This window comes from Streptomyces sp. NBC_00510 (assembly GCA_036013505.1).
Classification (GTDB): Bacteria; Actinomycetota; Actinomycetes; order Streptomycetales; family Streptomycetaceae; genus Actinacidiphila.
In genome coordinates this window covers 3,773,930-3,797,485 of record CP107851.1, presented here as the reverse complement: position 1 = coordinate 3,797,485, position 23,556 = coordinate 3,773,930, and the positions used below count along the sequence as shown (strand labels likewise).

19 protein-coding genes are annotated in these 23,556 nt (G+C 73.2%); 7 read left to right on the top strand and 12 right to left on the bottom strand.

The features are described from left to right. Positions 1-37 precede the first annotated feature (37 nt). A complete protein-coding gene (locus tag OG937_16650) occupies positions 38-1,072 on the bottom strand; it encodes an ATP-grasp domain-containing protein (protein ID WUD73201.1) in 1,035 nt (344 codons plus the stop codon). A 283-nt stretch (positions 1,073-1,355) separates the two neighbouring features. Between OG937_16650 and OG937_16645 the strand changes: the two genes are divergently transcribed. Then, a complete protein-coding gene (locus tag OG937_16645; protein WUD73200.1) occupies positions 1,356-2,345 on the top strand; it encodes an alpha/beta hydrolase in 990 nt (329 codons plus the stop codon). A gap of 66 nt (positions 2,346-2,411) precedes the next feature. Here the strand turns inward: OG937_16645 and OG937_16640 are convergent, their stop codons facing one another. From OG937_16640 to OG937_16630, 3 genes are all read right to left on the bottom strand, one after another. Beyond that, positions 2,412-2,681, bottom strand: coding sequence for a hypothetical protein (locus OG937_16640; GenBank protein WUD73199.1), 270 nt, complete (start codon positions 2,679-2,681; stop codon positions 2,412-2,414). 86 nt (positions 2,682-2,767) lie between these two features. Continuing rightward, complete coding sequence (locus OG937_16635) at positions 2,768-3,472, bottom strand: 4'-phosphopantetheinyl transferase superfamily protein (GenBank protein ID WUD73198.1); 705 nt, start codon at positions 3,470-3,472, stop codon at positions 2,768-2,770. Next, positions 3,469-3,894: a RidA family protein gene (locus tag OG937_16630; GenBank protein ID WUD78770.1), complete on the bottom strand. Its 426-nt coding sequence runs from the start codon at positions 3,892-3,894 to the stop codon at positions 3,469-3,471. Before OG937_16630 ends, OG937_16635 begins: the two co-directional genes overlap by 4 nt. Positions 3,895-4,037: 143 nt before the next feature. On the opposite strand from OG937_16630, the gene OG937_16625 reads away from it, so the two are divergent. Both OG937_16625 and OG937_16620 read left to right on the top strand, forming a co-directional pair. Next, positions 4,038-4,253, top strand: coding sequence for a DUF6296 family protein (locus tag OG937_16625; GenBank protein ID WUD73197.1), 216 nt, complete (start codon positions 4,038-4,040; stop codon positions 4,251-4,253). 202 nt (positions 4,254-4,455) lie between these two features. After that, positions 4,456-5,286: a thioesterase family protein gene (locus tag OG937_16620; GenBank protein WUD73196.1), complete on the top strand. Its 831-nt coding sequence runs from the start codon at positions 4,456-4,458 to the stop codon at positions 5,284-5,286. Positions 5,287-5,405: 119 nt separating this feature from the next. Here the strand turns inward: OG937_16620 and OG937_16615 are convergent, their stop codons facing one another. The 6 genes from OG937_16615 to pstS form a co-directional block, all read right to left on the bottom strand. Next, the gene (locus OG937_16615) at positions 5,406-6,494 is read right to left on the bottom strand and encodes a S1 family peptidase (GenBank protein WUD73195.1); all 1,089 of its coding nucleotides are present in this window, start codon (positions 6,492-6,494) and stop codon (positions 5,406-5,408) included. 355 nt (positions 6,495-6,849) lie between these two features. Next, positions 6,850-7,788 (bottom strand): class A beta-lactamase-related serine hydrolase, encoded by a 939-nt coding sequence (locus tag OG937_16610; GenBank protein WUD73194.1) that lies wholly within the window; start codon positions 7,786-7,788, stop codon positions 6,850-6,852. A 108-nt stretch (positions 7,789-7,896) separates the two neighbouring features. Continuing rightward, positions 7,897-8,526: an alpha-ketoglutarate-dependent dioxygenase AlkB gene (locus tag OG937_16605; protein WUD73193.1), complete on the bottom strand. Its 630-nt coding sequence runs from the start codon at positions 8,524-8,526 to the stop codon at positions 7,897-7,899. A 34-nt stretch (positions 8,527-8,560) separates the two neighbouring features. Next, complete coding sequence (gene sigJ / locus OG937_16600) at positions 8,561-9,451, bottom strand: RNA polymerase sigma factor SigJ (GenBank protein ID WUD73192.1); 891 nt, start codon at positions 9,449-9,451, stop codon at positions 8,561-8,563. Positions 9,452-9,577: 126 nt separating this feature from the next. After that, positions 9,578-10,288 (bottom strand): DUF2470 domain-containing protein, encoded by a 711-nt coding sequence (locus tag OG937_16595; protein WUD73191.1) that lies wholly within the window; start codon positions 10,286-10,288, stop codon positions 9,578-9,580. A 434-nt stretch (positions 10,289-10,722) separates the two neighbouring features. Beyond that, a complete protein-coding gene (pstS, locus tag OG937_16590) occupies positions 10,723-12,918 on the bottom strand; it encodes a phosphate ABC transporter substrate-binding protein PstS (protein WUD73190.1) in 2,196 nt (731 codons plus the stop codon). Between the two features lie 449 nt (positions 12,919-13,367). On the opposite strand from pstS, the gene OG937_16585 reads away from it, so the two are divergent. Next, positions 13,368-15,335, top strand: a complete 1,968-nt coding sequence (locus OG937_16585) for a prolyl oligopeptidase family serine peptidase (GenBank protein WUD73189.1) — start codon at positions 13,368-13,370, stop codon at positions 15,333-15,335. A 13-nt stretch (positions 15,336-15,348) separates the two neighbouring features. On the opposite strand, the gene OG937_16580 is transcribed toward OG937_16585, so the two are convergent. Next, positions 15,349-15,999: a cysteine hydrolase gene (locus tag OG937_16580; protein ID WUD73188.1), complete on the bottom strand. Its 651-nt coding sequence runs from the start codon at positions 15,997-15,999 to the stop codon at positions 15,349-15,351. A gap of 449 nt (positions 16,000-16,448) precedes the next feature. Here OG937_16580 and OG937_16575 point away from each other — a divergent pair, with 449 nt between their 5' ends. The 3 genes from OG937_16575 to OG937_16565 all read left to right on the top strand — a co-directional run bounded on the left by OG937_16575 (position 16,449) and on the right by OG937_16565 (position 20,832). Then, positions 16,449-17,687, top strand: a complete 1,239-nt coding sequence (locus OG937_16575; protein ID WUD73187.1) for a primosomal protein — start codon at positions 16,449-16,451, stop codon at positions 17,685-17,687. 326 nt (positions 17,688-18,013) lie between these two features. Continuing rightward, complete coding sequence (locus OG937_16570) at positions 18,014-20,074, top strand: TPM domain-containing protein (GenBank protein ID WUD78769.1); 2,061 nt, start codon at positions 18,014-18,016, stop codon at positions 20,072-20,074. A 44-nt stretch (positions 20,075-20,118) separates the two neighbouring features. Then, positions 20,119-20,832, top strand: coding sequence for a PspA/IM30 family protein (locus OG937_16565; protein ID WUD73186.1), 714 nt, complete (start codon positions 20,119-20,121; stop codon positions 20,830-20,832). Positions 20,833-21,211: 379 nt separating this feature from the next. Here OG937_16565 and OG937_16560 read toward each other — a convergent pair whose 3' ends face one another. Continuing rightward, entirely contained in the window at positions 21,212-23,494 is a 2,283-nt protein-coding gene (locus OG937_16560) for an N-6 DNA methylase (GenBank protein WUD73185.1), read from the bottom strand. Positions 23,495-23,556 lie beyond the last annotated feature (62 nt).

Sequence of the window (23,556 nt, the reverse complement as noted above, 5' to 3'; positions counted from 1 at the left end):
CTGCCTTCCTCCCTCCAGCGTGCCCCCCGGCCCCGGCTCACGCCACGTTGACCTCCGGGACGTCAGGGAGGCGAGGGACGTCCGGGACCTCGGTGACCGCTTCCGTCACGGCGACGCGGCCGCCGAGGCGGGGGGCGGTGCGGAGCCCGGCGTCACCCTGGGTGAGCAGGCGGACGGCGGCCCAGGGCAGGTTCACGCCGGTGAAGGCGGTCTGGAAGATCCCGGCGGAGGGGCGCGGGTTCGCTTCCAGGAGCACGGGCTCGCCCTTGCGGTGGCGCAGCTGCACATTGGAGAGGTAGGCGAGGCCGAAGTGCCCGACGAGGCGACGGGCGATCTCCGTGATGGCGGGGTCGTCCAGCAGGAGCCGGTAGCGGCCCTCCTTGGCCCTGGGGATCGCGGCGAGCAGTTCCCCGCCCGGGGCGGACAGGCAGTCGACGCTGACCTCGGGGCCTTCCAGGTACGGCATGACGATCATGCTGGGCACGTGCTCGCCCTCGTCGGCGGCCCGCTTCATCGCCTGGGCGACCGCGTCGACCGAGGCCATCGGCCTGGCGGGGGCGAGCAGGTCACGGATGTCCATCGGCCGGTCTTCCAGGATGCGGAAGCCGAAGGCCGAGTACTCCCCGGCGGGCTTGATGCAGAGGGTCTCGCCGGTCGCGGCGAGCTCGTCCACCGCGTCCCGCAGGCCGTCGGCGTCCCGGACCACCCGCCACGGCGGCACGGGGATGCCGGCGGCGAGCGCCTCCTGGTACGTACGGCTCTTGCTGGTCAGCACCTTGATCGAGGCCGGTGGCGAGCACATCAGCCGGGTGCCCGCGGCGGCGAAGTCACCGGCCCGCCCGGCGAGCGCGGTCAGCCGGCGCGGCGGGACGAGGACGTCGATGCCGTGCCTGCGGCAGAAGTCGAGGGCGAATTCGGCGTACGCGTCGTCGCCGACGTGGCGGGGCTCCACCTCGGCCACGTCGCAGGCGGCCAGGGCGGGTGCCGAGGGATCGACATTGCTCCCGTAGACGCGGACGTCCACGGAGTCGGGGTTGCCGCGCAGCATCCGCATCACCTGGGTGGTGGCCACCCCCGCGCTGCTGAGCCATATTCGGAGGGCTATCGGACGCTCCCCTCATGCATGCGGCGCGGCGGGAAGGCATGCGGGAGCGCACTGTTTCCGGCCGTCCGGGATCTTGTGTGAGGCGGATCATATCCGTGTTCGATGACGCCGGTGTTTCACGTCCGCGGAGCGCACGCGAAGAGCGGACGACCCGCCGTCACTCGTCCGTCCCCCGGGAACGAGCGGGACGGCGGCGGCGGGCCAAGGCTGGGAGGCGACAGCAGCCCCTCCGGCCGGAAGAGAGAACAGCATGGCTGGGCCGTCCGCCCCCGCTCCGCTGAACCGACGTCGCATAGCCCGCGCGGGAGCGCTCGTCGCGGCGCTCGCCTCGACGGCGCTCGCCGCCGCCCCCGCCCTCGCCTCGTCGGCCGCCGACGGCGCCGCCGCGGGCGGCGGGGCCCGGCCGACCGTGGTGCTGGTGCACGGCGCCTTCGCCGACGCGTCGAGCTGGACCCCGGTCGTCGAGCGCCTCGAGAACGCCGGCTACACGGTCGTCGCCCCCGCCAACCCGCTGCGGGGGCTGGCCGGCGACTCCACCTACGTGGCCAGTGTGCTGAAGAGCATCGACGGCCCGATCGTGCTCGCGGGCCACTCCTACGGCGGCGCGGTGATCAGCGGCGCCGCGGCGGGGAACCCGAACGTCAAGGCACTGGTCTACGTCTCGGCGTTCATGCCGGACGCGGGGGAGACCCTGGGCGCGCTCTCGGCCAAGTTCGCGCCGAGCGACCTCGCCTCGGCGCAGCGTACCGTGCCGTACCGGGACGGGTCGGGCAGCGGCACGGACATCTACATCCGCGACTCCGTCTTCCGCAAGGTCTTCGCCGCGGACCTGCCCGTGGCGGCGACCCGGCTGATGTCCGCCGAGCAACGGCCGGTCGCACTACGGGCGTTCATCGACAAGGCGCCCGGCGCGGCGTGGCGGACCATCCCCTCGTGGGCGCTGGTCGCCTCCGCCGACCACGCCATCAACCCGGCGCTGGAGCGCTTCGAGGCCAAGCGGGCGGGCTCGCACACCGTCGAGGTCGACTCCTCGCACGTCGCGATGCTCTCCCACCCCGACGCCGTCGTGCGCATGATCCGCGAGGCCGCCGACAGCACCGCGTCCGGATCCGAAGGCGGTCCCGCGCTCGCCGACACCGGCCCCCGGGACGAGGTCCTCACCAGCGTGGGCGGCGTCGCGAGCGTCGCCCTCGTGTCCGGCGCGGTCCTCGTCGCGGCGGTGCGGCGCTTCCGCCGCTGAGCGGTGTGCGGTGGGGGTCGCCGCCCCCACCGCGCCGCGGTGTCGTCCCGGGGGCCCGCGTCCGCGCTACGCCGCGGCCGGCCTGCGGGCCAGGAACACCGCGGCCGGCACGGCCGCCGCGAAGGACACCCCGGCGACGACCCACAGGCCGCTGCCGCTTCCGCCGCTGCGCGCCACCGCCACGACCGCGTCGGCGACCGGCGGCGGCACATGGGCGGCCGTCAGCCGCTCCGGGAGCGCACCGATGAAGCGGACCGCCAGGACGGCGCCGAGCACCGAGGTCGCCGGCACCGAACCGATCCGCCGGAACGCGGTCACGGCGTTCGACCAGACCATGCGCTTCCTCACCGAGGAGTACGCGCGCCAGGTCCGGTCGCAGAGGTCGAGGCCGGGAACAGGGCGGGGCGGGGGCAGGCGGCGCCTCAGCCCAGGCGTACGGCGACGGCCGCGCGGTGGCCCTCCCCGACGGCGACGTCGGAGAGCGACCAGCCCTCGGGGCCCGCGGCGGGTGCGGGTCCGGAGCCCACGTAGTCCTCGGACGGGTCCCTGGCCAGGCCCGTCCCCAGGCCCTTCAGGTACGCCTCCTTGCGTGCCCACGCCCGCGCGAAGGCCTCGCGGCGCTCCACCGCCGGCAGCCCGCCCAGCTCGTCCACCTCCGCCGGGTGCAGCGAGCGCCACACGCCGTCGACGGCCTCCTGACCGGGCAGCGCCTCCACGTCCACCCCCACCGGGGTCGCGGCGAAGGCCAGCAGCGTCAGCTCCCGGGAGTGCGAGAGCGAGAAGTGCGGCGCGCCGCCCTCGACCGCGGGCCGGCCGTGCGGGCCGCCGCAGGCCGGGCAGGTCTCCCGGGTCAGCGGCACCTTGCCGGGCGGGGTCCCCAGGTACGCCGCCAGCAGCAGGCGCAGCGCCACGTGCGCGGTGACGTAGCTGGTGCGGTCACGGTCGAAGTGGAAGGCCGTGGCCCGCTCGCGCTCCTCCCGGTCCAGCAGCCCGGGCGCGAGGTGGACGGCGGCGGCCGCGTTCGCCGCCGTGTCCACCAGGCACAGCCGCGGGGGTTCACCGGGCCCCGGCGGGGGCAGGCGCCGGGCCGCCGCCGCCACGCTGAACCGCTCCGGGACCAGCGTCACGGCCGGGCCGCCGGGGCCGTGGATCCGGCCGGGACGATCGCGAACGCCTCGACCTCCAGCAGCAGTTCGGGCCGGATGAGCGCGGCCACCTGGACCGCCGAGCTGGCCGGGGGCCGCTCGGTGTCGACGTACGCGTCGCGCGCCTCGCGGACCGCGGGCAGGAAGGCGACGTCGGTGACGAAGAAGGTCAGCTTGACCACGTCGCCCCAGCCCGCCCTCGCGGCCGTGAGGCAGCGGTCGAGGTTGCCGAAGACCTGGCGCGCCTGCGCCGCCGGGTCGCCCGGCCCGACGAGCTCACCCCGCTCGTCCACCGCGATCTGGCCCGAGACGGCGACGAACCGGCCCTCGCCCCACACGACGTGGCTGTAACCGGTGCCCGGCGGGACACCCTCCGGAGCGGTGACGTGGGTGAGGTGCGCCATGCGTTCCCCCTTGATGATCGACACCGCTCCATGCTCTCCCAGGGGGTCGACCCGGCGCCACAGCGGACGTCATGACCGGTGTCATTGGCCAGGGATTCTCTGGGCATAAATCGTCATATGGGCGGAGACAGGAGGTTCCCCTCATGAGTCATGCCGAAACCTACGATCTGACCTTCCCCGTCTCCGGCGACACCGTGGTCGTCAAGCGCACCGAGCGCAAGGGTGCCGGGGGGCACCCGGTGTACAGCGACGACACCGGCATCGTCCAGGCGGAGATCAGCGACCGGGGGGAGGTCCGCATGCTCGCGACGGGCGGGCACCAGCACCACGACGTCCCCTCGCGGGCGACGCCGCACTGAACGCCCCGTCGCCACCGGCGTCCCGGAACGGGCCACGTGACCGCAGCCGGACGCCGCTGTGAGTCGCCCACCCCTGGTTGCCGTCCGTGTCCGTGCGGACCGCCCCCGTCACCCCGCCGGGATTCCGTCGAGTTGATTTGAATATCCAACTCACTGGATTACCGTGGACCGGACAGCGAACCCACATTCCCAGGGGGACGTCATGCCCGCCTCGATCACGGACACGGACACGGACACGGACACGGATACCGAGGACACCACCGGCACCGTCCGCATCGACCGCTCCTGGTGGTCCTGGAACGGGGCGCAGGGAGGCTACGTCGCGGCCCTCGCGCTGACCGCCATGCGCGACGACCTGGCCGTGCGGACGGGGGAGCGCCTCCCGGTCCGCACGCTGGGCGCGCACTTCCTGGCCCCCGTCGACGAGCGCCCGCTGCGGCTGGCGGCGACCCCCCTGCGCGAGGGGCGCCGTACGTCCGTGTCCTCGGTCACCGCCCTGCAGGACGGTGCCGCCGCGCTCACCGGCACCGCCGTGTTCGGACGGAGCGAACCCGGCCCCGCCCACACCGGCACGCCCGCGCCCGACGTCCCCGCGCCCGGCGCCTGCCCGCCGCTCACCCTGCCGCGTTCGCTGGCGGCGTTCGCCGCCCACCTGGAGATCCGCCCGGCCGGCGACGCGCGCCCCCTGGCCGGCGGGGAGCGCGCCGAACTATTCGCCTGGATGCGGTTCGCCGACGGGCGGCCGCTGGACCCGCAGGCGCTGGTCGTCCTCGCCGACGCCCTGCCGCCCGCGCTGTTCGCGGTGTGGACCGAGCCCCGCCCCGTGCCGACGGCCGAACTGACCGTGCACTTCACCGACGTCCTGGACGCCGCGCCCGCGCAGGGCTGGGTCCTGGTCCGCAGCCGCACCGAACACGCGGGCGGCGGCTGGGCCGTGGAGGACAGCGCCGTGTGGACCGAGGACGGCCTGCTGCTCGCGCTCGCCCGTCAGGCCCGCGCCGTACGCGAGTTCCGCCCCGGCCGGCAGGGCTGACGGGCCCGTTCCCGCCCCGTTCCCGCCCGTCCCCACGCGGACGGCGGCGGCGCCGGACCCCCTCCCGGTTTCGGGGAGGGGTGTCCGGCGCCGCCGCCGCGCCGTGGCGCCGCGAGGGGTCAGCCGATCTCGGCCCCGTACACCTCGAGCGCGTCCGTCACCGGCTGGAAGAACGTCTCCCCGCCGCCGGTGCAGTCGCCGCTGCCGCCGGAGGTCAGGCCGAGCGCGGTGCTGCCGGAGAAGAGGGCGCCGCCGCTGTCGCCGGGCTCGGCGCAGACGTCGGTCTGGATCAGCCCGGAGACCGATCCCTCCTGGTAGTTGACGGTCGCGTCGAGCCCGGTGACCGTGCCGTCGTGCACCTGGGTGGTGCTGCCGCTGCGCCGCACGGCCTGGCCGACGGTCGGCGTGGCCGCCGACGTGATCTCCTGCGTCGAGCCGTTGTAGAGGTCGACCGCGCTGGGGTGGTCGACACCGGTACCGGTGTACTTCACCAGCGCGTAGTCGTGGCCGGGGAACGTCGCGGCCTCGACCGAGCCGATCTCCTGTCCGCCGGAGCTGTCCGACCAGCTCTTGATGTCCACGCCGCAGTGACCCGCGGTGAGGAAGTACGGCTGCCCGTCCTTGACGACGTTGAAGCCGAGCGAACAGCGCGCGCCGGAGCCGAAGATGGCGTCGCCGCCGGCGATGAAGGGCTTGAATGCGCCCTTCGACTTGTGAATCCGGGCGGTGCCGGCGCCGAGTCCGTCCACCGCTTTGCCGAGCCGCGCCATCCCGGCCGCGGACACGGTCCGGTCGGCCGTCACGACCACCTGGTTGGTCCGCGGGTCGACGGACCAGGCCGTGCCGGGGATGCGGGCCTCCAGGCCCAAGGTGCGTGTGGCGGAGCGCAGTTCGGCCATGGTGTTGGCGACCGTCTTCGGCACGGCGCCCGCCGCGCGGACGGTGTCGGCGGCCGCGGCGTCGAGCACGTTGACGACGAGCCGGTCGCTCGCGGCGTCGTAGTACGACCCCGCGGTGTCCTCGGTGCCGAGCTGCGAGGTGAGGTGCGCGGCGAGGGTCACCGCGGCCGCGGGCGTGAGGCTCTTGGGGGCGGGCGCCGGGCTCGGCGCCGCGTTGGCCTGCGGCAGCACGATCAGTGCCGCCAGCACGGCCGTCGCCCCGCCGCCCGCGAGCACGGCCTTCCGCCCGGATATTCGACGATGCTTCAAGTCCTGTACCTCCACGTGGGGGGATGGGTCGGCTCAACTGCCGCCAACCCGGAGGAATTTGCGGTCCAAGGCGTCACATCCCGAAAAGAATGCGTGTCCACGCCAAGCAACGCCGTCGAGTATTCCGAGGCCGTTCCGTGACCGGCAAGGCGGGATTCCGGTCTCCACAGCCGTCTCACAAGACATCCCGATTCCCGGTGTGGAACCTTTCATTCCGCTGTGCGGGAGGGCTCCCACCGCGCTGCGCGACAGGCCGGGCACGTCCGGTGAGGACTACACCTGTCCGGTAACCGCCCCCGCGAACGCCGACAGGCGCCCCCGCGGGGGCGCCTGTCGTGCCGTCGGTTCCGGTCCGCTACGTGCCCGGCGGGACGGCGGGGATCGCCTCCTGCGGGGTACGCGTCGTCGACTGCGTCCCCGCGGCGGTGGCCGCCGGGTTGAGGTCCCGGTGGACGACGCGGGCGACCGCCTCGATCGTGGCGACCCCGGTGTTCATGGTGCGGTTGTCCTGCGTCAGCACCGTGAGGGAGTAGTCGTGCCCCGAGCCGGTGAACGCGCCGAGGCTGTGCACCCGCCAGCCGTGGGTGGCGCGCGGCAGCCAGCCGTTCTTCACATGGACCGTCACCCCGCGCGGGGCGCCGGCGGGGGTGCCCCAGCGCTGCGTGCCGACCACCTTGTTCATCAGCTTCAGGATGTACGCCCGGGAGTTGTCGCTCAGCACCGCGTTCTTCGCCGTCACCAGGTCGAGCAGCCGCTGCTCGTCCTTCGCCGTGATTTGCGTGAGCCCCCAGTAGCCGTTGCTCCCCGGCACGGTGCGGGTCATCCCCGCGGCCTTCAGGAAGCCCTTCACCTTGGCCACCCCCAGCTGCCGCCACAACTGCGTGGTCGCGGCGTTGTCCGACTTGGTGATCATCGCCGTGGCCAGCTTCACCTCACGCGCCGTCAGGTAGCGGTTGTGCTTCTTGTTGTCCCACAGCAGGGTGGCCAGCACCGTCACCTTCACGGTGCTCGCCGAGTCGAACCGCTGGTCCGCGCGGAGCGTGCACACCGTCTTCGTCCTGCGGTCCCGCAGCGACAGGGCCACCGTCGCCGTCCTGCCGCGCAGCGCGCCGGTGATGTCGGTGCGCAGCTTCGCCGCGAGCCCCGCCTTGCCCGAGGTGCACACCACCGCCGGTGCCGCCGCCGCCGCGCTCCCCGCACCCGTCCCCACGACGGCCGTCGGCACGACCGCGCCCATCACGACCGCGGCCGCCACCGCTCTCCCGGCGCGCCGCGCCGTCCGTCCCCGCCCCATGGCCCCTCCCCGTCATCCCCCGGACCCCGCTCCCGGGCCTCGCAGACGTTGACTCACGGCCGTGGGCGAAAGGTTGTACGGGTACGGCACCGGGGTGCGGGGCGGGGGTCAGCGGACGCCGCGCGTGCGGAACTGGACGCTGATCCGCGGCCCCATGGCGCGCGTGCTCTTGGGGATCGCGTGCTCCCACGTCCGCTGGCAGGAGCCGCCCATCACCACGAGGTCGCCGTGCCCGAGCGGCAGCCGCATCGAGGCGGCGCCCCCGCCGCGGGGCCGCAGCGCCATGTCGCGCGGGTCGCCGACGGACAGGATCGCCACCATCGTGTCCTGGGTCGCCGACCGTCCGGTCCGGTCCCCGTGCCAGGCGACGCTGTCCCGGCCGTCCCGGTAGAAGCAGAGCCCCGCCGTGACGAAGGGCTCGCCGAGCTCGTCCGCGTAATGGACGTCGAGCGCGGCCCTGGCCTCGTCGAGGACGGGGTGCGGCAGGCGCTCGCCCTCCGCGTAGAAGGCCAGCAGCCGGGGTACGTCGACCTCCCGCTCGTACATCTGCCGCCGTTCGGCCCGCCACGGGACCGAGCCGGCCAGCTCCTCGAACAGGGCGTCGGCCCCCTGCAGCCACCCGGGGAGCAGGTCGAGCCACGCGCCGCTGCCGAGCCCGGTCCGCCGGAGGCCGTCCAGCGGACCGAGCAGCAACTCGTCGGTCTGGTCGAAGAGCGATCCCTGGAGCGGTGCGGTCATGCGTCCAGGGTAACCCCTCAATCGAACAAATGAGCTATTCGCCGAACGCGGCCAGGTCGAGCCCGGCCAGCCGCTCGGGATCGGCCAGGATGTCCAGCTCGACGACGAGCCCGTCCACGATCGTGAAGCCCATGACCGACACCACCCGGCCCTGAAGGGCGGTGACCACCCCAGGCGCCCCGTTGACCAGTGCCGGCCGTGCGTGGAGGGCCGTCCGCCGGAAGGAGAGCGCCTGGCTCGCGACCGTCCGCGCGCCGCGCACCTCCCGGGTCGCCCCCGGGAAGGCGGCGCCGGTGTCCGCGCGCAGCACGACGTCCGGGTGCAGCACCGCCACCAGGGCCTCGAAGTCACCCGCGCGCGACGCCGCCAGGAACGCGCCGACGACCTCCCGCTGACGGCCCAGGTCGGCGTCCGGCACCGGCGCGGCGCCCTGCACCCGGCGCCGTGCCCGGCTGGCCAGTTGCCGCGCCGCCGCCGGCGTGCGCCCGACCATCGGGGCGATCTCCTCGAAGGGCACCGCGAACATGTCGTGCAGCACGAAGGCGAGCCGCTCGGCGGGCGACAGCGTCTCCAGCACGACCAGCAGCGCCAGCCCCACCGAGTCCGCCAGCAGCGCCGCCTGCTCCGGGTCGCCGGCCGCGTCCTCCCGGCTCACCACCGGATCGGGCACCCGTACGTCGTCCAGCGACGACTCGCCCCGGGAGGTCCGCGAGCGCAGCATGTCCAAGCACACCCGGCCGACCACGGTCGTCAGCCAGCCGCCCAGGTTCCCGATCCCGTCCGCCCCGGCCCGGTTCAGCCGCAGCCACGCCTCCTGCACGGCGTCGTCCGCCTCGGCCAGCGACCCCAGCATGCGGTACGCCACCGACCGCAGGTGCGCCCGGTTCTCCTCGAACCGCTCCGCCAGGAACTCCTTGTCGTCCATCGGTCCCATTCCCTCGTCGCGTCCCCCCGGCTTCCCTCGGCGCACTGACGAACCGGTCACGTCCAATGTGACAGAGGGGTGTGACAGGGGGCCGGGGCCACGGAGGGGCGGCGTCCGCGGCCTTGGTCACCAGCCGGCGAACAGCCGTCCCCGGTGCGACGCGCGGCGGGCGCTGTTGAGCAGCGCCTGGATCTGGCTCCCCGCCTGGTCCGCGTTCTCCAGGCGGGACGGGAAGGGCAGCCGGGCGTCGGTGTGGCCGTTCGCGTACTCCACGCGCAGCGTGATCCCGTAACGGTCCACGGCCACGGGCAGGACCTGCCGCGCGCCGGGGGCGGGGGCCGGCTGCACCAGCCGCAGGAGCAGCGGCACCAGCTCCGCGTGGTCGTCCACCAGGTGCGTCAGCATCCCCGCCTCGGCCGTCGCCAGCGGGTCCGCCTCCGCCGTCGTCAGCTCGGCCAGGCCCACGGAGGCGGTGCCCTCCGCCGTCTCCAGCCTCGCGTGCACGAACTGCACGCACTGGCTGTCCGGTGCGTCCGCCCGGTACGCCGCGGCCGTCCAGCCGGTGACCGTCACACGGGCCCGCACCCGGTCCCGTACCGGGGTGGGGGCGACGTCGGTGAACTCCAGCGAGATCGGGGTGCTCTCGGGGCCGAAGGCCGTCTCGAGGGGGTGCAGATGGACGTGACCGGCGAGCGCCTGCGCGGTCAGCCGGGTCACCTCCGTGCGCTCCCGGTCGGTGACCACGGTCATGGAGTGGGCCGAGGAGAGGACGGACCGGATGCGTTCGGCGTGCGTCGGCCGGGCGGGAGCGAGGGGGGCGGTGGTCTTGCTGCGCATCCGGATCTCCGCGAGAGCTAGGTTAGGTTTGCCTAACCTAACCATATGTGCCCGGGCGTCGCCATACCCCCGGGGGTCGCGTGTCCGCGGGCCCTCACGTTCGCGGCGCGGCACGCGGGCGCGTTCCCTCCTCTCGTCGCGGACCACGGCGCGGCCGACCGGGCCGGCGTGAGACCGCCCCCGCTCCCACGCACAGCGCCACGAGGCCCGGCAACACCGGTGTGATCAGCCGCCACGACCGCTCCGCTCACCCAATGGGCACCGAGCACGCTGTGCATCGCCGCCCCGCGGTCCCCAAAGCCCACCGTGAAGAACCGCCGAGCCCGTGTCGACGCGGCCGAAGCCGAGCCCCGACAGCGGTGCCGCACCCGGCGCGAAGGCGCCGACGCCAACCGCCATCAGCGGGTACGACAACGCCGGCGGCCTCCGGCTGCTCAGCCCAGCCCTCGTACCGCGTCCCGCACCTTCGCGGCGAGTGCCTCCGGCAGCCGGGCGTGGCCCTGGCGCTCGGCGGCGGTCTGCCCCGGACCGCTGACCGCGTACAGCAGGAACGCCTTCAACGTCTCCAGGGAGGCGGGCTCGTTGCCCTTGTCGCAGACCACGGCGTAGCCGACCCGGGTGATCGGGTAGGCGCCGGGGGCCGCGCCCGTGCCGTCCAGGTCCAGCGCCAGGCCGCCGCCGCTCCCCGCCGTCCGCGCGGTGGCCAGGGCGCGCGTGGCGGTGGTGACGGCGGCCGCCACCGGCTCGGCCGCCCCGGTGTCCAGCCGCACCGCGTCGAGCCCTCCGACCGAGGCGAAGTCCAGATAGGCGATCGCCCCCGGTTCCTGCGCGACCCGCGCGGCCACACCGTCCGCGCGGGCCACGCCCTCCCCGCCGCTCCCCGGCCAGTCGGACGTCGCCTCGTACGGCCACGCGTCCGGCGCCGCCTCCCGCAGGTACCCGGCGAACGTCCTCGTGCTGGTGGTGGCGTCGGCCCGGTGGACGGCCGTGATCGCCCGGGACGGCAGGGTGACGTCCGGGTTGAGCGCGGCGATCGCGGGGTCGTTCCAGCGGGTGATCCGCCCGTCGAAGACCTTCGCCAGCGTCGGCGGGTCCAGCACCAGCCCGTCCACCCCCGGCAGGTGGTAGACGACCGCCACCGGCGTGGCCAGCAACGGCAGGTCGACGGCCTTGCCGCCGCCCGTGCAGAGCTTCCCGGACTGCTGGACCTCCCCGGTGGCCAGTGGCACGTCGGAGAGCGCGAAGTCCGCCGTCCCCTGCAGGAACGCCATCGTTCCCGCGCCCGAGCCCGTCGGCTGGTACGAGACCGTGGAGCCGGGGCAGGCCGCCTGGAAGCCGGCGGTCCACGCGTCCACGGCCCCGCTCACGGCGCTCGCCCCGCCGCCCGCGAGGGCGCCCCGGGCCACCGGGCAGGAGAAGGACGCTTCCGCGGAGGACGCTCCCCGCTTCCCCGAGGGGCCCTGCGCCGCCGCGCCGTCCCCGTCCTTCCCGCCCGAGCCGTCGCGGTCGACGAGGAGGGGGATGCCCACCGCGAGCGACGCGGCGACCAGCACGGCGCCGGCCGCCAGGGCCACCCGTCTGCCGCGGGCCCGCCCGCGCGGTCCCGGAACCGGACCGGTGGGCCCCGCCTGGTCCACCGGCGGCGATCCGAAGGCCCCGGGGCGCGGGACCGGGCGGATGACGCGTGTGACGGTGTCCCGGGGGCGGTCGGCGAGGGTGGGGGAGCGCTCCTGGCCGGGTCCGGCATCGGGTTCTTCGGCCTCCGGCTCGTCGGGCTCCGGTTCCTCCGGCTCCGGCGGGGCGGGTTCCGGGTCCCGCCCGGATCCCCCGGCGCGCGCCAGCGTCAGGAAGGCCAGCAGCTCCTCCACCGAGGGGCGCTCCTGCGCGTCCTTGGCCAGACACGGCGCCACGAACGCGTGCAGTTCCTCCGGCAGCCCGGTCAGGTCCGGCTCCTCGTACACCACACGGAACCCGATCGCGTGCGAGCTGTCGCCGTCGAACGGGCCGTGGCCGGTCGCCGCGTACACCAGGACGGAACCCAGCGCGAAGACGTCGCACGCCGGGCCGACGGCGCCCGCGCGGAACTGCTCGGGGGCCATGAAGGCGGGCGTGCCGACCACCGTCCCGGTCCTGGTCAGCCGCTCGGTGTCGGCGGCCCGGGCGATCCCGAAGTCGATGACGCGCGGCCCGTCCGCCGCCAGCAGCACATTGCCCGGCTTCAGGTCGCGGTGGACCAGCCCGGCCCGGTGGATGTCGCGCAGCGCCTCCACCAGACCCGCGCTCAGCCGCAGGACCTCCTCCGCCGGCAGCGGCCCCCGCTCCGCGACCCGCCGGGACAGCGCCGGCCCCGGTACGAACAGCGTGGCCAGCCACGGCTGTTCCGCGTCGGCGTCGGCGTCGACCACGGGCGCCGTGAACGCCCCGCTGACCCGCCGCGCGGCTGCCACCTCGCGCCGGAACCGGTCCCGGAAGCCGGCGTCCTCGGCGAACTCGGGACGGATCACCTTGACCGCCAGCGCCCTCCCCGACACCGACCTGGCCAGGTAGACGACCCCCATCCCGCCCGTGCCCAGCCTGCCCTCCAGCAGGTACCCGCCGACGGACCGCGGATCCCCCTCCACCAGCGTCACCCGGTCGCTCCCTCCCCGCGCCCAGCAGCAGCACACAGCATAGGGAGCGGCCCCTCACCAGGGGCCCGTACCGGGCAGCCGGGACCTCACCGGCCGCCCGCCGCCGCAGCCGCCCGACCGCGAACTCCTTGCGCTCCCGTGCGATCACCCGCGTGCGTACGTACCCGCGGATCGTCACGCGCCCGGGGGAGCAGGTCATTCCCAGCCGGTACCCCCGTACCGCGAGGACCGCCGAGACGACGGCGAGGACGCAGGCGACGAGGCGGGCGGACGGCGCCCCCGCCTGCGCGGCGTACGCGACGCAGCCGCCTGCGGGCAGGGCGCCGAGGCAGCCGTTCGCGAGGCGGTTCGGCCTCGTCGGCGACAGCTCCATGATCCTTCGAGGCTATCCACGGGTCGCGGGCTGCGGCAGGATGTGCGCGGTTCCCAGGAGGAAGACGGAGACCCAAGTGGACGCTGCGGAGGGCACATTGACGGCACAGAGCGAAATCCTGGCACGGACGGTCCTGGACAGCGTCATACCGATGTTCCCGGCGGTGTCCCCGGACGGCCGCACGGTCGTCCACACGGCGCGGCCCCTCGCCATCGCGGACCGCCTGGCCAGTGCCCTCTGGGCGGTGCCCGCCGACGGTGGCGCCCCGGCACGGCAGCTGACCGACGGCACGACCTGGATCGGCGCCCCGCGCTGGACCCCGGACTCGGCGGCGGTCCTCTTCACCACCGCCGGGCAACTGCACCGCGTACGCCTCGCCGACGACGGCGGACCGGACGGCCCCGCCGAGGCCCTCACCGCCTGGCCCGGCGGCATCGCGAACCACCTGCCGCTCGCCGACGGCCGCACCGTCGCCCTGATCGCCGCCGACGAACCCGACGAGGCCGAGGACGACGACGTGATGGTGTGGACCGAGCGGACGGGCCCCGAGCCCTCCGCCCGCCTTCGCCTCCTCGACCTCGACAGCGGCGCCGTCCGCACCGTCGGCACCCTCGGCGACCGGCACGTCGTCGAGGTGGCCGAGCGCCCCGACGGCGGCATGCTGGCCGTGCTCACCTGGGAGTGCGCGGAGGAGGACCCCGGCTCGCTCACCGCGGAGCTCCACCTCGTCGACACCGCCACCTTCACCGTCCACGACCTCGGCCCGGCCGGGCACGCGGCGCAGCGCCCCGTCTGGTGGCGGGCCGAGGACGGCTGGCACCTCGCCCACCTGGCCACCACCCCGCCCGGCCTGGTCGGCTCCCCGGCCGTCCTGGACCGTACGGTCCCGGCCGACCCGGCGCAGCGGCCCCTGCCCGAGGCACGCGACCTGACCGCCGGTATGACCGTCTGCCCCACCGAACTCCTCCAGGTCGCCGACGGCCCGCCCCTGGCCGTCTTCGCCGACGGCCTGGACACCGCGCTGTTCCGGCTGGACCCCGGCGAGCGGCGCTTCCGCCGCCTGCACACCCGCCCGGGCATCGTCCACGCGCTCACCGCGAGCCGTACGGGAGAGACGGTCGCCGTGCTCGCGGGCACCGCGTACGAGCCCAAGGACGTCCACGCCGGACCGCCCGACGGCCCGCTCACCCGGATCAGCGACACCCGCCCCGAGATCCGCGACATCCCGTGGGGCAGCCAGGAACGCCTCTCCTACAAGGCCTCCGACGGACTCGCCCTCGACGGCCTGCTGCTCCTGCCGCCCGGCCGCACCCGCGAGGACGGCCCCTTCCCGTTGATCACCCTCGCGCACGGCGGCCCGTACGGGCGCTACAGCGACTCATGGCAGTTCCACATCGACCTGCCCCCCGGCCAGCTCCTCGCCACCGCCGGCTACGCCGTCTTCCTCCCCAACCCCCGCGGCGGCGAGGGCCACGGCCACGTCTTCGCGGCCACCGCGACGGACGGCGCCATCGGCGGTGCGGAATGGACCGACATCACCGAGGGCATCGACCTCCTCGTCGCCCAGGGCGTCGCCGACCCCGACCGCCTCGGCATCGGCGGCTGGAGCCACGGCGGCTACCTGGCCGCGTGGGCCGTCACGCAGACCGACCGCTTCAAGGCCGCGATCGTGGGCGCCGGCATCAGCGACTGGGGCATGCTGGCCGCGACCGGTGAGCAAGGGGCCGTCCGTGAGTCGGCGGGCAGCGGCAGCATCGGCTGGGAGGGCCCCGGACCCCACCCCCACGATCGCGTCAGCCCCGTCTCGTACGCCTCCCGCGTCCGCACCCCGGTCCTGATCCTCCACGGCGAGGACGACACCAATGTGCCGGTCAGCCAGGGCCTCTTCCTCCACCGCGCCCTGCGCCACCACGGCGTCCCCCACGAGTTCGTCGTCTACCCCGGCGAGGGCCACATGATCGGCGGCCGCGGCCACCTGCTGGACCTGCTGCGCCGCAGCGTGGCCTGGTACGACCGCTGGCTCACCGCCCCGCGGCAGCCCTGACCCGCACCCGCCGCTACCGCCCTGCCCCGTACTCCTCGGGGCAGGGCGGCAGCACGTCGAGGAACTCCTCCGTGGTGAGGATGGCGTGCGCGTAGACCGGCGCGTTCACCTCGAAGGTCGCCTCCATCTCCGCCGGGCTGAAGGCGGCGATCGCGTCCCGCACCAGGGTGACGTGGTAGCCCAGCTCCTGGCCGAAGCGTGCCGTGGTGTCGACGCAGGTGTTGGCCCGCATGCCGATCAGCACGATGCGCGACAGCCGGTGCTGCTTCAGCTGGAAGTCCAGGTCCGTGTTGGCGAAGCCGCTCGACGACCAGTGCTCGTGCACCCGGATCTCACCGTCGACGGGCTGGAAGTCGTGGTGGAACTCGCCGCCCCAGGAGCCCTGGGCGAAGACCTGCCCCTTGACGGTCGCCTCCTGGGCGGGGGAGAGGTGTTCCCACTCCTGGTAGTCCCCGGGGGCGGTGCGGCGGTGCGCGACGAAGAACGTCCGGATGCCGCGGGCCCGGGTGGCCGCGAGCACCTCACACATGTGGTCGAGCAGCCCCACCTGCTCGGCCACCGCCTTCGCGCGGGGCCACAGTTTCCCGCCGTCGGACAGGAAGTCGTTGTACGGGTCTATCAGCAAGAGACCGGTGTTCGCGCTGGTGTATCCCACTGCTTCCATGTACCGATTCTCGTCCCCGACCCGCAGGGCCACCTGCGCAGCAGGTCACGCCACGGAAGCCGGTGCGGCGGGAACCGCTTCGCGGATGCCCCACTGCCGAAATTCCCGTGAAACATCACGCTTTCCGGAAGGGCGCACATAATGGAATCGGAGGGCGCACGGGAATCGACCTCAATTCCCGATGCCCCACGTCTGGGGAGAGTGCCGTGAGTTCCATACCTCCTCCGCCCGAACGCCCCACCGGCCCTCCGTCCGGACCGCTGTCCGGCCGGCCGTCGGGTGAGCACCCACCGGTGACACCGGGCCCCCCGCCCCCACCGGCGGCGCCACCCCCCGGCCCGCCGCCACCACCGGGCCCATCAGGCGGAGAACCCGGCCGCCACCGCGGACCCCCCGCCCCGTGGTGGCGGGCCCGCCGGACCCTCGTCACCGCGGGCACCGCGATGGTCGTGGCGGTCGCGGTGATTTTCGCCTTCTCGTTCCTGGGCGGCACCAAGGGCGGCGGCGAGATCTTCCTGCAGAACGCCTCCGCGGCCGGCCCGGACCCCTTCACCCCCTCCACGGCGGGCGAATCGGGCACCGCGGTCACCCCCACCATCACCCCCAACGAGTCCTCGGCCCCGGGCGGCACCCTCAAGGTCAGCGGTGCCCACCCGGGGCTTTACAGCGGCAAGCAGAACGAGGCCGCCTGCGACGTCGAGAAGCAGATCACGTACCTCACCAAGGACCCGGCCCGCACCGCGGCCTTCGCCGACACCCTCAAGGTCGAGCCGCAGGACCTCCCCTCCCACCTGCGCGCGCTGACGCCCGTTCAGCTCAACTGGGACACCCGCGTCACCAGCCACGGCTTCAAGGACGGCAAGGCCACCGACTACCAGGCGATCCTCCAGGCCGGCACCCCCGTCATGGTCGACGACCACGGCGTGCCGGTGGTCCGCTGCACCTGCGGCAACCCGCTGAGTTCGCCCGACGCCGTCAACGGCACGCCGACGTACAGCGGCCGCCAGTGGGACACCTTCCGCGCGGCCGGCCTGGTGGCGGTCGTCCCGTCCGACAAGCCGATGAAGACGCTCACGCTCTACGACCAGGACAGCAAGCGCTGGTTCGAGCGCCCCAGCGGAAAGGTCGAGGGCAAGCAGGACCACAAGGTCGAACCCCCCAAGGGCCAGCCGTCCGACTCTCCGGTGCCGGTCCTGCCGTCGCCGTCCACGGGCTCGCAGCTGGAACCGCCGGGGAAGACGGCGCCGCCGCCGAGCGAGGAGAAGAAGCAGGAGGAGCCCAAGTCGCCCGGCACGGAGGAGCAGTCGCCGGGGAAGGGCAAGGAGGAGTCGCCGAAGAGCGAGGAGCAGTCGCCGAAGGAAGAGTCGCCCAAGGAGGAGTCCCCGAAGGGCGAGGAACAGAAGAAGGAGGAAGGGGAATCCCCGAAGAAGGAAGAATCCCCGAAGAGCGAGGAGCAGTCGCCGAAGGAGGAGCCGAAGTCTCCGGAGTCACCGGGCACGCAGGAGCAACCCAAGCCCCCGGCCACGCCCAACACCCCGGAACAGCCCCAGAAGCCCCCCTCCGAGCCCCAGCAGCCCGAACAGCCCCCGGCCCCGCCCAAGTCCTCCGGAGGAGGCGGCGGCACGGGCGACCAACCCCAGCAACAGCAACCCCCCACCCAGCCCAAGTCCCCCGTCGAACCCAGCTGACGCATCGGCGCATCGAGGATCGACGAGGTCGCGGTCATGCAGCTCCGCGCGCAGACGAGCACCGCACGGGGCACTGGCTCGCGGACGCAGTGACGTGAACGCCGTCGACCGGCTCGACGCATGACCGATGCCCCCCGTATGGCGATGTCCGACGGTCAAGCCCCCACAAGCGGACGTCCCAGCCCGGGGCGTTCTCGGTCGCGGTGGGCCAGAAGGGGTAATACGCTCACAAAGTGAGGCCGTACCGGAGCCGGGAACCGTCGCACGGAGGCGTTCGCACCTCGCACACCCTGCGTACCGCGTATGCCTTGATCGGCGCGCTGGCAATGCTGTGCTGGTTGGTCCTGCCCGCCGCAGGCGCCCGTGCCGACGATCCGATCGTGTTGTCGAGGACCGGCCAGATCACCGACAAGGTGGACGCGCTCGGCGACCGCAAGGGCGCCGTCGGGACGGCACTGAGGAATCTCGACGACGTGCACCGCGTCCAGCTCTACGTCGCCTACGTACGTGACTTCTCCGGCCGCTCAGCCCAGGACTGGGCCGACGCGACCGCCGAGCGTAACGGCCTCGGCCTGAACGACGTACTGCTGGCCGTCGCCACGCACGACCGGCAGTACGCGTATTCCGTGGACCAGCACTCGCAGCTGACCGACGCCCAGCTGCAAGACGTCGCACAGACCGCGGTCGAACCGGCGCTGCGGCAGAACGACTGGGCGGGAGCGGCCATCGGCGCGGCGGACGGCATCGGCGCGGTCCTCGCGGGCATGCCCGTGCCCACTCCGGCGATCACCCCGGGCGAGGCCGACCCCGGTGGCGCCGGCGGTGACACGGGCGCTGGTGATCTCGTTCTGCCGGTCGCGGTACTCGGAGCCGCGCTCGCCTTCGCCTGGTACGTGTACGCCCGGCGCAGGAAGCGTTCCGGACCCCGTACCACCCAGGGCTGGGGGTCCCCCGGCCCGAGCGGAACCGAGAGCGTGCCCCTGCCCCTGCCCGAACTCGACCAGCGGGCCAGGGAGCTGCTCGTCGAGACGGACGACGCGGTGCGCACCAGCACCGAGGAACTCGGTTTCGCCACCGCCCAGTTCGGCGAAGAGGCGGCCGCGCCCTACAGCGAGGCGCTCGGGTATGCGCAGGCGCAGCTCACGGCGGCCTTTCGGCTGCGGCAGCAGCTCGACGACGCGATGCCCGAGGACGACGCGGCCAAGCGCCGCATGCTGGACGAGATCATCGCGCGCTGTACCGAGGCCAATCGCCGGCTCGACGCGGAGGCCGAGGGCTTCGACCGGCTGCGCGCGCTGGAGCAGAACGCGCCTCAGGCGCTGGAGCACGCCGAGGCGAAGCTGCGGGACATCACCGGCCGCACCGACACCGCGCAGGCCACGCTCACCGCGCTCGGCACGCGGTACGCGCCCACCGCGGTCCAGCCCGTCACGGGCCACGTCGAGCAGGCCAGGGACCGGCTCGCGTTCGCCGCGGCCCAGGTCGGCCAGGCTCGCGAGGCCGTCGTGGCCGGCGCGGGCGGCACGGCCGCGGTGCATCTGCGGGCCGCCGAGGGCGCCATCGACCAGGCGGGCACGTTCGTGGACGCCGTCGGCCGACTGGCCAAGGAGCTCGCGGAGGCGGCGGGCAAGCTGCCCGGCGCGCTGACGGAGACCGAGACCGACCTCGCGGAGGCGCGGGGCATGCTCGTGGGCACTCCCGAGGGCATCTCCACAGCCGACCTGCACGGCCGCATCGCCCGCGCCGAGTCGGTCGTCAGCGAGGTGCGGACGCGGATCGCCGCGGGACCGTACGACCCGATCGACGTGCTGCGTCGCGTGGAGGAGGCCGACGCGGCCCTCGAGGACGCCCTCACAGGAGCGCGCGCACACGAGGTCAGCAACCGAAGGGCCCGCTCCCTGCTCGACCAGGCCCTGCTCACCGCGCGCAGCGCCGTGGGCGCCGCTTCGGACTTCATCACGACCCACCGTGCAGCGGTGGGCAGCGAGGCCAGGACGCGTCTCGCCGAGGCACAGCGGCACCTCGAACTGGCGCAGGACTCCGCAGTCGAGGGGCCCACCGATCCCGCCGCCGCGCTCGCCGAGGCCCAGCGGGCGGACGCGCTGGCCCGCGCGGCGCAGCAGCAGGCCGAGGGGGACGTGCGCATGTACGGCAGTCCGTACGGCGATGCCATGGGCGGCCGCCGCGGGGGCAGCGGCATGGGCGGTGCGGTGCTCGGCGGCATCCTGCTCGGGGAGATCTTCGGCGGTATGGGCCGCGGGACCGGCGGGGGCATGTTCGGCAGCGGGCGAAGCGGTGGCTTCGGCGGCGGGTTCGGCGGGGGCGGCCCCGGCAGCTTCGGCGGCGGAGGGACACGCGGGCGGAGGGGCGGTGGCGGCAGGTTCTGAGCCAAGGCGTACGCAGACGGCAACCCAAGGAAGGGGTCGGTCCCATGACCAAGCAGACGATCTTCGGCCGCGTCGCACAGCTGGCGAAGGCGAACATCAATGCCCTGCTGGACCAGGCGGAAGACCCGCAGAAGATGCTCGACCAGCTGATCCGCGACTACAGCAACAACATCGACGAGGCCAAGCAGGCGGTCGCCACCACCATCGGCAATCTGCGCCTCCTGGAGCAGGACCATCAGGAGGACGTGGAGGCGGCCACCGAGTGGGGCACCAAGGCGCTGGCCGCCAGCCGAAAGGCGGACGAGCTGCGGGCCGCCGGTTCCGAAGCCGAGGCCGACGCGTTCGACCGCCTCGCCAAGGTGGCGCTGCAGCGCCAGCTCCAGGCCGGGCGCGAGGCGAAGGACGCCGAGCCGACGATCGCCATGCAGCGGGAAGTCGTCGACAAACTGAAGTCCGGCCTCGCCCAAATGGAGGTCAAGCTGACGGAGCTCCACTCCAGGCGCGACCAGTTGGTGGCCCGCGCCAAGACCGCCCACGCGCAGAGCCAGATGCTGGACGCCGCCGAGAACATCAATGTTCTAGACCCAACGTCCGAGTTGAGCCGCTTCGAGGAGATAGTCCGCCGCGAGGAGGCGAGGGCACTCGGCCAGCAGGAACTCGCCGACTCCTCACTGGACGCCCAGTTCGAGCGCCTCGACAGCATGGGCGACGCGGCAGAGATCGAGGCCCGCCTGGCCGCCCTCAAAGCCCACGCCTGACCGCGGGAACACCTCGTTCCGAGACTGTCCACTCACGCACCGCTCACGCGTCGGGGTGGTCCTCGCCTACGGTACAGCGGGCACTGGCGCAGGCGAGCCCAGTAAGATCTACAAGGAGCTGGCTAGCCACGTTGACGCAGCTGTTGGACTACCGGCACCACAGCGAGACAGAGCAGCGCGGTTCCGCCGAACCCTGCACCTGCCGAGAGCAGAGCCCCGGAAACCGGAGTGCCGTCGAGAACCTTGAGGAATCCGACGCATGCGGCGACGAGGGCAGAGAACAGGACCATGACCAGAAGCCAGGGAATCCATGCACTGTTCGCGGGTTCGGAGGCTGGCGTGGGAGGGGGCGTCGGAGCGGACGTCTGGGGCTGGGTGTTCACAGCGGCGCCTCTTTCTCGAATCGGTGGCCGAGGAAGGTGTCAGGGGCGGGTTCGGTAGACGGGCCGAGTAGCGCACCGGCCAGCGCGATGCGGGTGCGCCGGACTGAGGCAGCGACGGCCAGATGCGCGCGGTCCAACTCGTCAAGACCGCTCAGCACGGCTACGATCTCGTGCTGCTCGGCCAGGTCCGGTAGCGGAACCCGCAGTGATCCGAGGGATTCGGACCGGAGGGATGGGGCTGCGGTCGCCGCGGCCCGGTCCCGCATCCAGGCGACGGACTCGTCCAGGCACAGGTAGTGGAGAAGGTACTCCGGCAGTACCCGGTCTTCCTGTCTCTCTGGCACACGGAGTCGGATGACATTGGGGCTCATCAGCCAGCCGGCCTGATGCTGCTGCACCAGGGCAGGCGGCACGATCGCACCAGATCGGACGCACACGATGTCCTTGTGCCGCAGCTCGAAGTTTCTCAGACGGCGGGCCGACTCCTCCGTCACCCGCTCGTCTGCCTCGTCGCTGATGCGCCGGTCCCTCAGGTGCCGTGGGAACACCACGGGAACGGAGCCGTGGGTGCTGCGCTGGTTCTTGCCGAGCTTGGAATAGGACGGTCCGGCTTGGATCTCGCACAGTGAGTCGAGGCTGACCAGGGAGGCCGGCTGGTTCCTCCGGAGCAGCGGTCCATGCTCCCCGATGTATGGCAGCCGCGCGGCGGCATGCTGGACGTTCCGTAGGCGGTCCTTGGCGTCGTTCAGTTGCTGGCGGGTGGACACGAGCTCGCGCTCGGAGCCTTCCCCGCCGTCGCTCCGGCGTTCGACATGGTCAAGAGGGTTGAGCGAGTAGTCGCTGCGCCGCAGTTCTTCCCGGGATACCAGGGCGGCGGCCACGTGTGGCTCTGAGATCATCGTTCCGAGGGGAAGCGCGGCCCCTCCCGTGTTCCTGTGAGCGCGGTAGGCATCGAGGAGAGATTCGACGTCCACTGCACTGAGGACCCGACGCGAGCCGTACTTCACTCCCATGTGCCGTGCGTCGAGGAACAGTGTGCTGTCGCGCGGGTTGTCGGGGTGGCGCAGTAGCCATACGGAGACAGGTACGGCAGTGCCGGTGAACAACTGGGCAGGCAGTGCGATGACGCAGTCGACGACTCCACTCTCCACCAGATTCCGCCGGATGGCCCGTTCGGCCTTGTGACTGGAGTTTCCTGCCTTGTTGGGCATGATGATCCCGGCGCGGCCCCGCTCGCGCAGCTTGGCCAGACAGTGCTGGACCCAGGCGAGGTTGTCGTTGTCGAGCGGCGGAGCCCCGTACGCCCACTGGCCCCCGCGGCGTTCCTCGCGGCCGGGGTCGCTCATGTTGAACGGTGGGTTGGTGAGAACGATGTCGAACGCCTCCAGCGGGGCCCGCCCCGGGCTGTCGTTCCACGGGGCTGTGTGCTTGAGGTCGAGGGCTGGGGGGACGCCGTGAAGAAGGAGATTCATGGTCGCCAGTCGCCATGTCTCGGCGCGCCGGGTCTCGCCGTACGTCCGCAGCGTCGCGTTGCGCGGCAGACCGTCCTTGTCCAAAGCACAGGCGGCCATCGCCTCGATGAGGAATCCGCCGTCGCGGGCGTAGGGGTCGTAGACGGACTCCGGTTCTCCGGGACCGAACTCCGAGCAGGCCAGCCGTGTCATCAGCCTGACCACAGGGCGAGGAGTGAAGAATTCACCGCTGCCCAGCGCGGCTCGTTGCTCGTACTCGTCGAGGATCAGCCCGAACACGTCCTCGGTAAGGCGGCTCATCGCATCGACGACATTGCGGAGATCACGAGAGGTCCTCGGTTCCAGGCGCCCCAAAGCCTCCTGCATGCTCGAATGGACGCCGAGACCGCGCATGTCCTCGTCGGCTGCGCGGCCGACATCTCGGAGCAACTGGGCTGCCTCGTCAAGATTGCCGAGGGTACGGGCCCGGGCGGTCAATGCGTCGAAGCGTTCCACGGCCGCATCGCGGAGATAGTGGAGACAGAGCAGCAGGTTCAAATAGTCGAGCACGCTGGCCGCCCCCCGTACCCGGTCGACGAGACTGCCCATCAGGTCGGATACAAGTCGTCGGTTTTCGGGGCGGGGTTCATCGACAGCGCCGGTCGGGATGCGGTACGACGACCCGGCGCCGAGACGGTGCCTCACCCCGCTGGCTGGGGGCTTCCTGGATCCTTCCCCATTCCGGACACGGTCCCCGTAGGTGGTGCCGACGGGCTCTCCCACGACGAGGCGCCCGGACGGCACCAGCCGCCGGTCCAGCCAGTCCATGATTTCCGACCGTCGAAAGTAGTCCTGTCCGTTGGAGCGCCGCGGCGAGGGGAAGCCGGACC